The organism is Acinetobacter sp. A1 (assembly GCF_012371315.1).
Lineage (GTDB): Bacteria > Pseudomonadota > Gammaproteobacteria > Pseudomonadales > Moraxellaceae > Acinetobacter.
The window spans coordinates 1-14,048 of sequence record NZ_JAAZQY010000048.1 but is presented as its reverse complement, the minus strand read 5'-3'; the positions used below and the strand labels follow the sequence as shown (position 1 = coordinate 14,048).

Annotated in this window: 11 protein-coding genes; 6 read left to right on the top strand and 5 right to left on the bottom strand. The window is 42.2% G+C overall.

Features of this window, described 5'->3' with window-relative positions; genetic code table 11:
- Nucleotides 1–101 precede the first annotated feature (101 nt).
- On the bottom strand, nt 102–788 hold the full coding sequence (locus tag HHA41_RS12235; RefSeq protein WP_168418565.1) for a response regulator: 687 nt from the start codon (nt 786–788) through the stop codon (nt 102–104).
- A 20-nt stretch (nt 789–808) separates the two neighbouring features.
- Complete coding sequence (baeS, locus tag HHA41_RS12230; protein ID WP_168461898.1) at nt 809–2,461, bottom strand: sensor histidine kinase efflux regulator BaeS; 1,653 nt, start codon at nt 2,459–2,461, stop codon at nt 809–811.
- Between the two features lie 136 nt (nt 2,462–2,597).
- Here baeS and HHA41_RS12225 point away from each other — a divergent pair, with 136 nt between their 5' ends.
- The 4 genes from HHA41_RS12225 (at nt 2,598) to HHA41_RS12210 (ending at nt 7,984) form a co-directional block, all read left to right on the top strand.
- Nucleotides 2,598–3,221, top strand: coding sequence for a hypothetical protein (locus tag HHA41_RS12225; protein WP_168418563.1), 624 nt, complete (start codon nt 2,598–2,600; stop codon nt 3,219–3,221).
- A 336-nt stretch (nt 3,222–3,557) separates the two neighbouring features.
- The gene (locus tag HHA41_RS12220; RefSeq protein WP_168418591.1) at nt 3,558–5,360 is read left to right on the top strand and encodes an acyl-CoA dehydrogenase C-terminal domain-containing protein; all 1,803 of its coding nucleotides are present in this window, start codon (nt 3,558–3,560) and stop codon (nt 5,358–5,360) included.
- A 203-nt stretch (nt 5,361–5,563) separates the two neighbouring features.
- Complete coding sequence (locus HHA41_RS12215) at nt 5,564–7,345, top strand: acyl-CoA dehydrogenase C-terminal domain-containing protein (RefSeq protein ID WP_168461897.1); 1,782 nt, start codon at nt 5,564–5,566, stop codon at nt 7,343–7,345.
- A gap of 141 nt (nt 7,346–7,486) precedes the next feature.
- A complete protein-coding gene (locus tag HHA41_RS12210) occupies nt 7,487–7,984 on the top strand; it encodes a phosphate-starvation-inducible PsiE family protein (protein WP_168418561.1) in 498 nt (165 codons plus the stop codon).
- Nucleotides 7,985–8,134: 150 nt separating this feature from the next.
- Here the strand turns inward: HHA41_RS12210 and HHA41_RS12205 are convergent, their stop codons facing one another.
- Nucleotides 8,135–8,614 carry an RcnB family protein gene (locus tag HHA41_RS12205; protein WP_168461895.1) on the bottom strand — a complete coding sequence of 160 codons (480 nt, stop codon included), beginning with the start codon at nt 8,612–8,614 and terminating at the stop codon, nt 8,135–8,137.
- 178 nt (nt 8,615–8,792) lie between these two features.
- Here HHA41_RS12205 and HHA41_RS12200 point away from each other — a divergent pair, with 178 nt between their 5' ends.
- Nucleotides 8,793–9,245 carry a hypothetical protein gene (locus tag HHA41_RS12200; protein ID WP_168397761.1) on the top strand — a complete coding sequence of 151 codons (453 nt, stop codon included), beginning with the start codon at nt 8,793–8,795 and terminating at the stop codon, nt 9,243–9,245.
- A 91-nt stretch (nt 9,246–9,336) separates the two neighbouring features.
- Here HHA41_RS12200 and HHA41_RS12195 read toward each other — a convergent pair whose 3' ends face one another.
- Nucleotides 9,337–10,800 (bottom strand): phospholipase D family protein, encoded by a 1,464-nt coding sequence (locus HHA41_RS12195; protein ID WP_168461894.1) that lies wholly within the window; start codon nt 10,798–10,800, stop codon nt 9,337–9,339.
- Between the two features lie 105 nt (nt 10,801–10,905).
- Nucleotides 10,906–13,053 carry a zinc piracy TonB-dependent receptor ZnuD gene (gene znuD, locus HHA41_RS12190; protein WP_168461892.1) on the bottom strand — a complete coding sequence of 716 codons (2,148 nt, stop codon included), beginning with the start codon at nt 13,051–13,053 and terminating at the stop codon, nt 10,906–10,908.
- A 142-nt stretch (nt 13,054–13,195) separates the two neighbouring features.
- Here znuD and HHA41_RS12185 point away from each other — a divergent pair, with 142 nt between their 5' ends.
- Nucleotides 13,196–13,951, top strand: coding sequence for a DUF4184 family protein (locus HHA41_RS12185; protein ID WP_168461891.1), 756 nt, complete (start codon nt 13,196–13,198; stop codon nt 13,949–13,951).
- The last annotated feature ends 97 nt before the right edge of the window (nt 13,952–14,048 follow it).

Below are 14,048 nucleotides of genomic sequence, written 5' to 3'. Positions count from 1 at the left end.
CATTTAAATCTCTAATAAATACCCACCTTGCCACTACTGAATCGACATAGACAAAATGAGCACTTATGCAAATATTTATCTATATTTTTAGTTATAGTTAATTACTCTTCTGGATACTCAAAGCGATAGCCTACACCATACACTGCTTGAATCCATTCATGCCGATTACCTGTTTCGGCAGCGTCAGAAATTTTACGGCGTAAGTTTTTAATGTGGCTATCAATCACACGGTCAGCCACTTCAAAACTGTCAGGGTTAATATGATCTAGCAATTGCGCTCTTGAATACACCTGCCCCACATGCTCTAAAAACAATTCCAATAAACGAAATTCGGTCGGGGTCAAATTCAAGGTTTTTTGCTGATACCAAATACGCTGCTGCGCTTTATCCATGCGGAATAAATCATTACTTTCAGGCTCAACTTTGCGTTCTAAGCGACGCAAAACCGCTTGCACGCGCGCGACCAATTCTTTTGGACTAAAAGGCTTACAAACATAATCGTCTGCCCCCATGTTTAAACCCAGCACCCGATCAATTTCTTCTGTTCGGGCGGTGACCATAATAATTGGCACATCGGACTGTTCACGTACTTTGCGGCAAATGGTCAGGCCGTCCATGCGTGGTACCATCAAATCCAAAATCATCAGGCTTGGTTTACGCTGCAAAAAGCTGTCATAAGCTTCTTGCCCATCATGAAACATACTGACTTCAAAACCAGCAGCTTCTAAATAATCTCGTACCAATTGGGCCAGTTCAATTTCATCTTCAACCAGTAAGATATGTTTCATGCACGATTCCTTAAAGTCCATTAAGATTTGATTTTTGGAAAACTTAATTTGCAGCGTAAACCACCCAACGGTGAATGAGCAAAACTTAACTCTCCGCCTAATGCTTTGGCAATTTTGACCGATAAGGCCAAACCTAAACCTGTACCACCTGTCGCCCGAGTGCGTGAATCATCGGCACGATAAAAACGTTCACCCAAACGCGCCAATTGTTCATCACTTAGGCCAAACGGGCTGTCATCTACATACACGGTCCACTCGGTTGCGCTTTGACTGGTGTGAATATGCACCTGCCCACCTGCTTCGGTATAGCGAATACTGTTACTCAATAAGTTGAGCATAATTTGTTTAAAACGGTCTATATCTAATTGTAATTGCGTGCCTTCGCCAGACACGATCAAGTCCAATTGCGCCTGCTCAAATTTCGGCTTAAAGCTTTCAATTTCCTGTTCAATCACTTGCCAAGGATCAATGCTTGCAAAATAGCACTTCAATTGCATGGCTTCAGCTTGCGCCAAGTCCGACAAATCCTGCGTCAGTTTTTTCAGGCTATTGACCTGATGCATCATGGCAGCCAAATGCTCTGGCGTAGCTTTGCGGATACCATCTTGCATGGCTTCAATTTGTGCCTGCAACACCGCCAATGGGGTTTTCAATTCATGCGAAGTATCTGCCACCCACTGACGGCGTGAGTTTTCATGTTGGTCTAAAATCACTGCCAAATGGTTCAGTTCTGTCGATAAATCACCCAATTCATCATTACGCTTGACCGTGACCTGATGCTGATAATGACCTTTGGTCAATTCACGTGTGCCATTTAATAAGCGCTGAATTGGCTTTTTAAAATAGGTCGCTAACAATAAGGCAGCAATCAAACTGGCCAAAATACTTAAGGCATAAACCAATAATAAATAACGAGTTTGCTTACTAAAGAAGTTAATACTTAACGCATCTTCCTGCTCAAGCACAGGTTTTAACCCCAAATAGCCCACGATTTTTTCACCAACCATAATTGGACGATAGGAAATCTGAGTTTCCGCAGGCTCACCCACAACAAACTGACGCTGCGCATCATATAAAGATAAACGTGAACTCAACCCCAAACGGTCAGGCATCGAAATAAACTGTTTTTTACCCGAAGCGTCTGTTGTATTGTTCTGCCCTTCGTTTTTACGATCTGAACGGAATGCATTTTGATTGGCGCTTAAAGGAAATACTAACCCCTCAAAAGGCTGAAACTGCGAAGGTAAATTTAGCTCTAACCAACGTAACTCTTCTGCATTGGCTTGACGCTTCATTGGGTCCGGCTCAACCACACTCGGATTTACATTGGCTAAGCTATGTTCCTGAAAATAGCGCTGCTGCAAGGCAATATCATACTGACGACGCAACCACCAACGCGATAAACGGTCATAATCATCGGGTGCGGCTTCGCCTTCTATTTGTAAAATTTGCGCCTGAATGGCATTGCCCCAGTCATGGTACACCGCATACACTTCTGCCAAGTTTTGGATGACCAAATCCAGCTTCTGCATTTCTACGTCGGCCACGTATTTACTGAAGTTACGCTGCATATTGACATGCAATACCCCCAAACTAACCGTGGTGATTAGCAAGGTCGTCAGTAGCACTGTTAAAAACAGGCGTAAGGCGATGGGAATGCGGCGAATTTTCAATAGAACAGTCTCAGAATTTTTTCTTCATTTTGAGCATTGTAACCAACAGCGCTTCAAAAAACTCTCCATTGTTTCTTCATCTTTATTATTTAATCTTAACTTAAGCAAAGTCGGATTCCAGTTAAGGAGATGTAAGATGAAACAGATGACAAAAATCGCGTTACTTGGGGCGAGTGTTTTGGGGATGGGTGCTTTAACGGCTTGTCAAACCAGCAATGACTTAACGGATCGACAACAGACACGTATGATGAAGCATCATGCTGTAGCCGACTCACGTTTTAGCCCAGAACAACGTGAACAGTATCGTGCGAAGCGCGCAGAACACCGTGCTTTCCGTAGCCAGATGCAACAAGCATGTGACAATAAGGCAGCAGGTACAAAGCTGCAACTCAAACTCGGCGAAAAAACAGTTTCGGGCACCTGTACTATGCGCTTTCAGCCAGACCGTCAATCGTTTAAACAACAACGTCAATATATGATGAAACAGCATCAAGCTATGCATGCCAATATGCAGCGCCCGCAACGTGGTGAAGTACTGACCGATGCACAACGTGCTGAAATGACCAAACAGTACGATCAACGATTGGCACAGCGTCAAGCTCATCAACAAGCAATGCGCACAGCTTGTGAAGGTAAAACCCATGGTCAAAAAGTTCAGGTTAAACTAGGCGACCAACAACTCAATGGTCAATGTTTAGTACGTTTTCAGCCAAATCAGCCTATTCAACCTTTAAAAATCAAGCAATCTGCATCACGTTAAACAATCGTACCAGTCAAATTCACACTGTTTTAAAGGCGCTCATTGAGCGCCTTTTTATTGATCTTTTTATCCACTGCACTCAGACATGTCTCTTTACGCTTTTTGACTATTTGTGTCATTTCAAACTCAGTAAAACTGTTTACACTCAAACAACTTAGCCATTTCAAGATAAAAATCTTTGACTTTGCAGTCACTAAGAAATGCTATTTAGATGCTTGTACCGAATTAGAAGATGTTGCACGATTACAACCATTCCAACAGGTCATGTCTGAGAAGGCATGCTTTGAAATCCATTTAAAATATAACGCTGGTCAAACCAGTATTGAGGAAACCGATATGCCACAATACAAAGCGCCTTTACGTGATATGCAATTCGTTTTGCATGAATTATTAAATGCTGAAGAACACTATGCAAAATTACCTGCATTCCAAGAAAACGTAAGCCGTGAATTGGTTGACCAATATTTGGAAGCTGCAGCAGATTTCTGTGAAAATGAATTATCTCCATTGAACCAAGTGGGCGACCGTGAAGGTTGTACTTGGAATGATGGCGTGGTGACCACACCAACAGGCTTTAAAGAAGCGTATCAAAAATATATCGAACTGGGCTTCCCTTCGCTTTCTGCAGAAGAACAATACGGCGGTCAAGGCTTACCAAACTCTTTAGGTATTACCATTTCAGAAATGGTGGGTACAGCGAACTGGTCATGGGGCATGTACCCTGGTCTTTCTCATGGTGCGGTACGTACCTTAGAACACCACGGTTCACAAGAACAAAAAGATGCTTATTTGCCAAAATTAGTATCGGGTGAGTGGACGGGCACCATGTGCTTAACCGAATCTCACGCAGGTTCTGACTTGGGTATTATCCGTACCAAAGCTGAGCCACAAGCAGACGGTAGCTATGCAATCTCTGGCGAGAAAATCTTTATCTCTGCTGGCGAACACGACATGGCAGAGAATATCGTACACATCGTATTGGCACGCTTACCAGGCGCACCTAAAGGGACTAAAGGTATTTCTTTGTTCATCGTACCTAAGTTCAACCTCAATGCAGATGGTTCTGTAGGCGAGCGTAATGGTGTACGTTGTGGCTCAATCGAACACAAAATGGGGATCCATGGTAATGCAACTTGCGTCATCAACTTTGATAACGCTAAAGGTTTCTTGATTGGCCCTGAAAACCGTGGTCTAAACTGTATGTTCACGTTCATGAACACTGCACGTATTGGTACAGCGGTACAAGGTCTTGCAGCATCTGAAGGTTCTTTCCAAGGTGCATTGACTTATGCCAAAGACCGTTTGGCAATGCGTTCACTTTCTGGCCCAAAAGCGCCTGAAAAAGAAGCAGACCCAATTATTGTGCATCCAGCTGTACGCAACATGCTTTTAACTCAAAAAGCGTATGCTGAAGGTGGTCGTGCGTTGGTGTACTTGCTTGCACAACATGCAGACATCGTTGAACAAGGTGCAACTGAAGAAGAGCGTAAATTCTCTGACAACATCTTGTCTTTACTGACTCCAATTGCAAAAGCATTCTTAACTGAAACAGGTTCTGAATCTGCAAAACACGGTGTTCAAGTCTTTGGTGGTCATGGCTTCATTTCTGAGCATGGCATGGAACAAATTGTGCGTGACACACGTATTTCTTGCTTGTACGAAGGTACAACTGAAATCCAGTCTATTGACTTGTTAGGCCGTAAAGTATTGGGTACACAAGGTGCAATGTTGAAAGACTTCACCAAAATTATTCACAAATTTGCAGAAGCCAACAAAGACAACGCTGCGATGCAAGAATTTGTTGAACCGCTTGCGGCACTTAACAAAGAATGGGGCGACTTGACCATGCAACTTGGTATGCGTGCAATGCAAAACCCTGAAGAAGTTGGTGCTGCGGCAGTAGACTACCTCTACTTCTCTGGTTATGTAACGCTTGCTTACCTATGGGCTCGTATGGCTTTGGTTGCACAAGAAGCACTAGCTGCAGGTACAACCGATGTAGACTTCTACAATGCTAAAGTAACTACAGCACGTTTCTACTTCAAAAAAATCTTGCCACGTGTTCGTTCACACGTTGATGTGATTGCAACAGGTGTAGAGCCTTTACTTGCATTAGATGCTGAACACTTTGCTTTCTAAGCTAAATATTGAGAATATTTAACTAGATATTCAAAATGTTGTACTCTTGAGTACAGAAATTGAGAAAGGACGGTCATAGCATTGGCAGTCCTTTTTCTTTATAAATAAAGCATTCTTTCGTTTGAGCCACCTACAACATTCATAATTGTAGATTACACTGAACTCAGCGAATCAAGATTCAAACAATAAACAGGTGAAACCACATGCCAATTTATAATGCTCCTCTTGCCGATATGAAATTCATCTTAAATGATGTTTTTAATGCAGAACAATTCTGGCAAAACAATGAAAATTTAGCTCACCTAGATGCTGCAACGGCCGAAGCAATTTTGGAAGAAATGGCAAAGTTTGCCCAAAACGTGACCCTGCCTATTAACCGTAGTGGTGATGAAGAAGGCGCAACGTACAACAATGGTGAAGTGACTACCCCTGCTGGCTTTAAAGAAGCATTTAAACAATATGCCGAAGGCGGTTGGATTGGTTTGGGCGCAGATGAAGAATGGGGCGGTCAGGGCATGCCAAAAATGCTGACTGTTTTGTCAGATGAAATGCTATTTGCTACTAACCCATCATTTATGTTGTATCCATTGCTGTCTGTAGGCGCAGGTATGGCTTTAAACAGCTATGCATCACAAGAGCAAAAAGAAACCTATTTACCTAAAATTTACTCAGGTGAATGGTCAGGTACCATGTGTTTAACTGAGCCACATGCAGGTACTGACTTGGGTATTATTAAAACCAAAGCTGAACCAAATGCAGATGGTACTTACAACATCACTGGTACCAAAATCTTTATTACAGGTGGTGACCACGACCTTGCTGAAAACATCATTCACTTGGTTTTGGCTAAAACACCAGATGCTCCTGCAGGTTCACGTGGTATTTCTTTATTCATCGTACCGAAATTCTTGGTCAATGAAGATGGTTCATTAGGTGAACGCAACCCAGTAGGCCCAGGTTCAATTGAACACAAAATGGGGATCAAAGCCTCTGCAACTTGTGTGATGAACTTTGATGGTGCCAAAGGCTACTTAGTGGGTAAAGAAAATGAAGGCTTAGCAGCCATGTTCGTCATGATGAACTACGAACGTCTGTCTATGGGTATTCAAGGCTTAGGTGCATCTGAGTTTGCCTATCAAAATGCTGCACAATATGCGACTGACCGTATTCAGGGTCGCAGTGCATCAGGCGTTAAGTCACCGAACAAAGCGGCTGACAGCATTTTGGTGCATGGTGATGTGCGTCGTATGCTATTAAATGCGCGTGCCAATAACGAAGCATCTCGTGCATTTGCAGTCTATGTAGGTCAACAGCTCGATATCACTAAATTCTCTACCGATGCAGAAGCGGTGCAGAAAGCCAATAACCGTGTTGCCCTGCTCACCCCAATTGCAAAAGCCTATTTAACCGATACCGCATTCCAAGCGACTTTGGATGCTCAAATGTGCTTCGGTGGCCATGGTTATATCCGCGAATGGGGCATGGAGCAATGTGTACGTGATTTACGTATTGCCCAAATTTATGAAGGCACCAACGGCGTACAATCACAAGACTTGATTGGTCGTAAAACCATTAAATGCAATGGTGAATTTATTGCAGAATACATTGCAGAAATCCGTGATTTTGCCAATGGTTTAGATGCAGACCTGAACTTCATTAAAGATGCAACTTTGGATGCAGCGACCGAAGTCGAATCAGTTACTCAATACATTCTTAATGCAGCCAAAGAAAATGTAGACTTCCCAAATGCAGCAGCAGTAGATTATTTGCATGCAGTAGGTTTGCTCAGCTTTGCTTATATGTTCGCGCGCATTGCCAATGCCGCTAAGCAAAAAGATGGCGAGTTCTATCAAAACAAATTGTCATTGGCACTCTACTTTGTACAACGTGTTTTACCAGAACTTGCATTACGCATTACCAAAGTAAAAGCGGGTGCAGAAGTGATTATGGACTTCAGCGAAGATTACTTCACTAATCAAGCTTAACTCGATTACCTCTAAAAAACGCCTGCATTGTCAGGCGTTTTTTATACCTCTTATTTTTACTATGTTTACGCAGCTTTTCCTGTAATTGTGCACAGTTTTTGCATGAGTTTTATCATTCATCAACATCATCAGGAGGAGCAAATGAAAGCACAACATTCCAAAGTAGAAAAAATAGAAACCCTCCTCGACCGACTTGGCAATCTAGCCGTAGAAAGTTTTCACTATATTGCCCTGTTCATCATTGGCTGTATGGTGATCTGGTCAGCGGGTCATACCGTGATCGATATTCTGACCGTCAAACAATATGCCACGATTGATGATATTTTATTGCTATTCATTTATTTAGAACTTGGTGCCATGGTTGGAATTTACTTTAAAACCAATCACATGCCAGTACGCTTTCTGATTTATATTGCCATTACCGCCCTAACCCGACTGCTCATTTCCGATATTCAACATGACCATAAGGCAGATATGGACTTGGTGATTATTACGGGTTCAATTCTAATTCTAGCCTTTGCAATTCTGGTGGTGCGTTTTGCCTCGTGGAATTATCCATCGGTCATTCGAGATAAACACAGTGAAAAACCATTACCACAGGGCAAGACGCCACGCCCAGAAGATGATGAGCTGGCCTAAACTGAAATTGCTTAATTCACTCAAAGCCACTCAAACTTCTGCTATAAAAAAGCGCGTCAGGATAAACCATGACGCGCTGATTTTTGAAGATTCACCAGTTCATCCGTTTGGCTAAAATGCTTTTCTTTATGGTTGAGTACTCAAGATGATCTAACGATTTGCCACCAAGACATAACGGCCATGTTCAAAAACCCAATACATACCACGTGGTGGTGCAGGCAAGCCTAAATGCTGCCAATTGGTCACGACCCGATAAGTCGAACTTTCAATATGAGCCGTACTCGGTTCACCATTCACCCAACTATAGCTTTGGTGGTTATATTGCACTGTACTTGGTGCATTGTATTGAATATTAATACCACTCCGAATAGTTGGCTGCCCCCACTGTGGCACAGGACGTGGGTGATGCTGCGGGTAATGTCGCGGATAGTACTGCGGTTGAGGATGCTGTGAATAATATGGTCGATGTTGTGGATATGCAGGATGATGCTGCGAAGTATAAGGACGATGATGATAACGCTGAGTATCGACACCTGTATAACCTGCCCAACGATTCGTTTCTGCAAATGCTGGCAGCGTAGTACCCATAAGTAGCATGCCACTCAATGCAGTTAAAATTGCTACCTTCATATCCAACACTCCTCTGGTTATCTTTTGATTTTAACCTCAAATTAAGGATAAACAATGAATAAAAAAACAGCAATTTTATTCATTCCAACTCCGCTCTTACAGAAACAAAGCTGCAGCATACCTGTTTCATTTTCACATTATGCTAAGATACATTTTTTTTGAAATTGGATGAAACCTCGTGCCTGAATTAAATTTTGACCGCCTTCATCAGTTTTTCTGTAAAGTTCCAAGTGTGCAGCAAGCCCGTGTGGATTCTTATGGTTCAGACGGTCAGCATGCATGGTGGTTTAAATTTCAAATAGATGTAGAACACCCACTGGCATGGCAAACTGTACAAGAATTGGGGCATGTCCTGAATTATATTTCTAGAGATGAGCGTTTACCGACCCAATTCTTGCCTGTATCTCCACCGCCATATATGAATGGTGATGCTAAAGATTTTTTATCATGGGTGATTCAATGCAACCATCCAGAATTTAGCCCAGATGTGGTCTGTGACTGGCTAGAAGCCCGTTTGCCGAATCCTGTTGATGATGAAGCACAGTGGAAAATCAAGACTGATATTTCTGAGTTAGATCAGCTGAGTGATAAAGATTTGGATGAAATGGTGCCGCCAAATCCTGAAAAATAATTTTAGAGCTTCATTGTTGTTTTCTAAAAATCCCTCTTTAAACAAGAGGGATTTTTCTAGGAATATTACATCTGACTGAAAAAGTTTAAAGTCAGAATGTCGATAAACCACTCCACTCCATAAAGCGATAAACCACATATTTCCACTTCGACTCATCGGCATACACAGCATAATCGACACTCATATTTTTACCCTCAAGGTTTGACCATGCGGTATTAAAATAATGTTGTGCATCCTGAAATACAGGGTCTTGTACCTGCCCGACCACACGCAAATTGGTTTCTAAATTATAATTTTTAAAATTACGTGCGGTGAAATTTGCAGAGCCTAGAGTCAATTCTGCCTGTTTGGCATTAGATTTGATCATCATTTTATTATGACATTGCTCGCCTTGCGTGTTACACCAACGCACACTCACTCCTGCCGCATTAAGTTCTGATGCTACTTGTCGGTTTGGGATACCATTTTTCTCACGACCAAAGGCATCTTTATTCGGGTCTAACAATACCCGTACCTGTACGCCACGTTGCTGTGCAGCAATTAAAGCCTGAATCACTTTACGTTCTGACAAATAAAACATTGCCAAATCAAGATGCTCTTGCGCCTTAGCATTTTCAATCATTGCTAAACTAGCATCCCAAATGGCCTGTTCCGTTAAAACCTGCACTTGAGGGTAAGAACGATCTGCCTCAAACTCTCCCACAATCACCCCAGACACATTGCCTTGCGACATACGTGCTACAGCTTGTTCAGTCTGCAAAATATCAACCGCTGTATTGCCTGTGACCACTAAGGCAATATTGGAATGACGCGAACTACCATCATGCGGATTCAATGAGGTCACCAACGCTTTCCAACCTTCAGTGGTATCGACCACAATGGTTTTACGATGGTTGGCTTTAAAATTAAACAGGCTGAAATAACTGCGTAGGGTAATTTTATCTTGCCCGAAAGGACTTGGCAGCCAACCTTTTTCTGCATTATTTGGAATACCCTGACAGCAGAGATACCAAAAGCCTGACCACAATGGATTCGATGCCCGTAAAGGCGTTAAATCGGTTTCAATCACATCAATGCCTGCTTGACGTAATTGACGATAATGCTCAGGTGCAATACCGCCATATACTGAGTTAATTGGGTCTGTAATGACCTTAATTTCAATATTTGGCTGCATCTGACGTTTATGAATTAAAGCTTCGGTCAATTGCTGTGTCAGTGGTTGATGCTGTTGTTTAGACGTCCCCACCTCTGCATTAAACAAAAACATATCCACCACAATGGTGGTTTGTGCAGCATCAATTAAACCTAAAATTTCCTTAAAAATTTGGTGCTGTTGCTGCTGAACACCTTGCGCATCAATATAGGTCTGATCGGCAATAAATTTGACAGGTGCATGGCGTAATTTTCCGGTGTAATTCAGACCATCTGGCAAGGGCTTAAGACTGTGGTAAATAGCCGAGGACAAATAACCCAAAGCCAGTAAACCTAAAACCAGTCCTAAATAAGCCCGAGGCGACCAATTCAATTTTTGGTGAATTCGCTGAAAAATACGCATAACAAAAAACCTAGTCCGATGCGCTCAGACTAGGTTTTATTGTTTGGATTTTCAAGAGGATTTCTGTGTTTTCACACAGACATCCTATAAAGCCCAAATTGAATTTTAGAAACCAAATTCAACGCCCACAGTAAAGTTACGACCCACTTGTGAAATATGCGACAAGAAAGATGCATGTGAATAGACTTCATCATCTAACAAGTTGTTGGCTTTAAAATACACACGGTAATCTTGTTTATTGGCATAGTTTCCTGCATAAGCTACGCCAACATTGACCATGTTATAGCCTTCTGTTTCTTGTTCATACGCTGCAATTTTGTCTTGCTTAAATACACGATAGTATTCCGCCATACCCGACCAACCATCGGCAAAGTTAGCATCTACTTTAGTTCCCAAACGGCCTGCAGGTACACGTGGTGCATTTTGGTTATCTATTTCGCCACGAACATAATCACCAAACACACTGAGTTTATAATCTGGACTCAGCTGATAGCCTAACTTGGCTTCTGTACCGTAGAATTTGGCTTTGTCTTGAGTATATTCCACACCACGCAAATTACCTTTCTGCGCTACTGTTGCGCCATAAATATAATCATCGAACCAATTATGGTAAACATGCAGCGAATAATCGAGTTTGTCGGCTTCATAGTGCAAACCTAACTCTAAATTATTAGATGTCTCTTTATCTAGATCAGGATTCCCCACCTCGTAAGTATTGGTTGCAAAATGTAAGCCATCAGCATAGAGCTCTTGCGCTACAGGTAAACGTTGCTGATGTGAGCCTGTGAGTGACAATTTATAGTTGGGTGCAAACTGCCAATTGGCTGCAGCAGAAGCAGATATACCAGTACCTGAATAATCTTTTTTGTCCGAATCTGCTTTCACTTTTTGATGATCGACACGCGCACCAAGTTCCACATGTACATCACCAAATTGTTTATGCTCTAAACCAAATAAGCTGTATTTTTGTGTTTTCGTATCTGGCATAGGTACTGCTTCATGATAATGATCATCATGTTTTTCCTTCTGACCAGTCAAATCAATTTCATGCTGGCTAAACTGTGTACCAAACACACCTTCCCAACCTGCAAGGGGTTTGTGCACCAATTCTAAACGTGCATCATATCCTTTGCTTTTAAAGTTACTGATGACTTTATTTTCTTCTAATTCATCATGCTCATAATCTGTAAAACTGGCATGCGCACGAAGTTTATCAAAGCCTGCAAAGGGCTGATCAAGTTCGGTACGCAAATCATAACGGTGTGATTCTAAGTCCACCCATGGGCCACCATGTGCATGTTCTTCAACAGTATTTGAATTAGGTGTAGGGCAACCATGAAAGTGATCATCGTGCAATACACAACCATGATATTCATGGCTATGCCCTGGCAATCCATATTTATCCTGACGGTTACTGTATGACACGCCCACAAAACCACGGTCATGTATCCATGAGCCACCAATATTCACCGTTTGCCCTTCGGCAAAGGTATTCTCTACACGACGTGCTTTATCAAAATGCGTGCCTTCATCATCATGATCATGTGCAGGGTCATGATGTCCGTGATCATGGTCGTCATGTCCTGCTTCATCATTATGATGTTCTACCCAATAGTTTGGGGTAATGTAATCATTAGCCTTACGCTTAGAACCTTCTATACGCAGCGCAAACTGATCACCAATTGCTGCGGTCACACCTGCGCTGGCCAGTTTTTCATCACTGCCTGTGTTATAACGCAGACCGACTTGTCCTTCTAAACCATTATTTGGCATTTGCGTTGGAATTTTTTGGTCAGTGACATTGACCAAACCACCTACGGTACCCGCACCATAAAGTAAAGTTGATGGCCCACGAATAATTTCAACTTGCTTGGCCAAAATTGGATCTACCGTTACCGCATGGTCAGGTGAAAGTGTAGAAACATCTGCCGTTTCTGAAGCATGTTGCAGCACTTTAACACGTGGGCCATCTTGCCCACGAATGACAGGTCGGCTAGAGCCTGAACCATATTGGTTAGAATAGACCCCTAGCTCATCTGCCATTGCATCACCTATAGTGGTGCTGCGCTCTGCCAACGTTTTCTGATCAATCACATGATCTGCTACAGCGAAATCTGCCGCAGTTTGTACCAAAGGATGTGCTTGTAGCTGAATCGTTTCCAGTTGTGTATTTGTAGCATCTGTATCGGCAAATGCTGCTGGACTAAGTACTGCAAAAATTGAAACTGTTATTAAATTCTTATGGAACGCCATGACCCATGCTCAAAGTAGCAAAAAATAATTATTGTTATAATATAACATTTCAATAGCATTGCAATAAAAAACATTCTCATTCCGTATTTTCAGTTAAGCTACGCCTTCAATTCTGCTGACGTTTATTCTTCTTTTTATTGGTATGCCCTTTACCTTATCTCATGCTGTACTTGCACCACCGCTAGCTAAACTCTCTGGACAACGGCTACCCATTGCTGCACTTGCAATTGGCTGTATGCTGCCAGATTTACATCGCCTGTTTACCCTACGCCAAGACCCAACGCCACATTTATGGTCGGCCTTGTTTTATCCAAACTTATTCTTAGGCCTTATGTTCTGTGCACTTTGGTATCTGGTATATCGCCCTGCATTATATCGTTTTGTGGGAATCCATCACCCTTTAAATCTAAACACAATAAAATCTACACTTGGGTTTGTATGTGGCTTGATTCTCGCCTTACTGATTGGCAATGCCACGCATTTAATTTGGGATGGTTTAACCCATCACGACTTTCGCAGCTTTGCCTTTCAGGATTTTTTAGCACAGTCGGTGCAATGGGGCGCTCAGACTTACCCGATGCATCGAATTTTGCAAATTGGTAGTTCTATTTTAGCCCTGCCTTTTTTATTTTGGATGAGCCTGCATTATTATAAGAAACATCGGCAAATCAAACCTGTAAGCATCAAAGTTCTGGGCTATGCAGTTGGTCTTATTACACTGTCTGTCGCTTTGGGCTGTTTCTCGCTTAGGGATTATGCACGGCATATTCCCGATGCACTTTGGCAGGAAGAACTGTATTACTTTACAGGGCGTGCCATCAATGAGTTTAGCCAAAGGGCATTACTCATGTTCAGTTTAGGTTGTCTGTTATTTTTGTTTTTGGATCGGCAAGGGTAGATAAATTCAAAACATAGATTGGCAGAGTAAAACTTGAAGTGCGACATAAACCACCTAATTAATTTAAAGGGTTTATGGAGTATATAAAATTGTCATA

What these genes read in the sequence shown, in the direction of transcription:
- HHA41_RS12235 (WP_168418565.1), bottom strand. Translation starts at nt 788, where the DNA reads ATGAAACATATCTTACTGGTTGAAGATGAAATTGAACTGGCCCAATTG.
- HHA41_RS12225 (WP_168418563.1), top strand. Translation starts at nt 2,598, where the DNA reads ATGAAACAGATGACAAAAATCGCGTTACTTGGGGCGAGTGTTTTGGGG.
- HHA41_RS12220 (WP_168418591.1), top strand. Translation starts at nt 3,558, where the DNA reads ATGCCACAATACAAAGCGCCTTTACGTGATATGCAATTCGTTTTGCAT.
- HHA41_RS12215 (WP_168461897.1), top strand. Translation starts at nt 5,564, where the DNA reads ATGCCAATTTATAATGCTCCTCTTGCCGATATGAAATTCATCTTAAAT.
- HHA41_RS12210 (WP_168418561.1), top strand. Translation starts at nt 7,487, where the DNA reads ATGAAAGCACAACATTCCAAAGTAGAAAAAATAGAAACCCTCCTCGAC.
- HHA41_RS12205 (WP_168461895.1), bottom strand. Translation starts at nt 8,614, where the DNA reads ATGAAGGTAGCAATTTTAACTGCATTGAGTGGCATGCTACTTATGGGT.
- HHA41_RS12195 (WP_168461894.1), bottom strand. Translation starts at nt 10,800, where the DNA reads ATGCGTATTTTTCAGCGAATTCACCAAAAATTGAATTGGTCGCCTCGG.
- znuD (WP_168461892.1), bottom strand. Translation starts at nt 13,053, where the DNA reads ATGGCGTTCCATAAGAATTTAATAACAGTTTCAATTTTTGCAGTACTT.
- HHA41_RS12185 (WP_168461891.1), top strand. Translation starts at nt 13,196, where the DNA reads ATGCCCTTTACCTTATCTCATGCTGTACTTGCACCACCGCTAGCTAAA.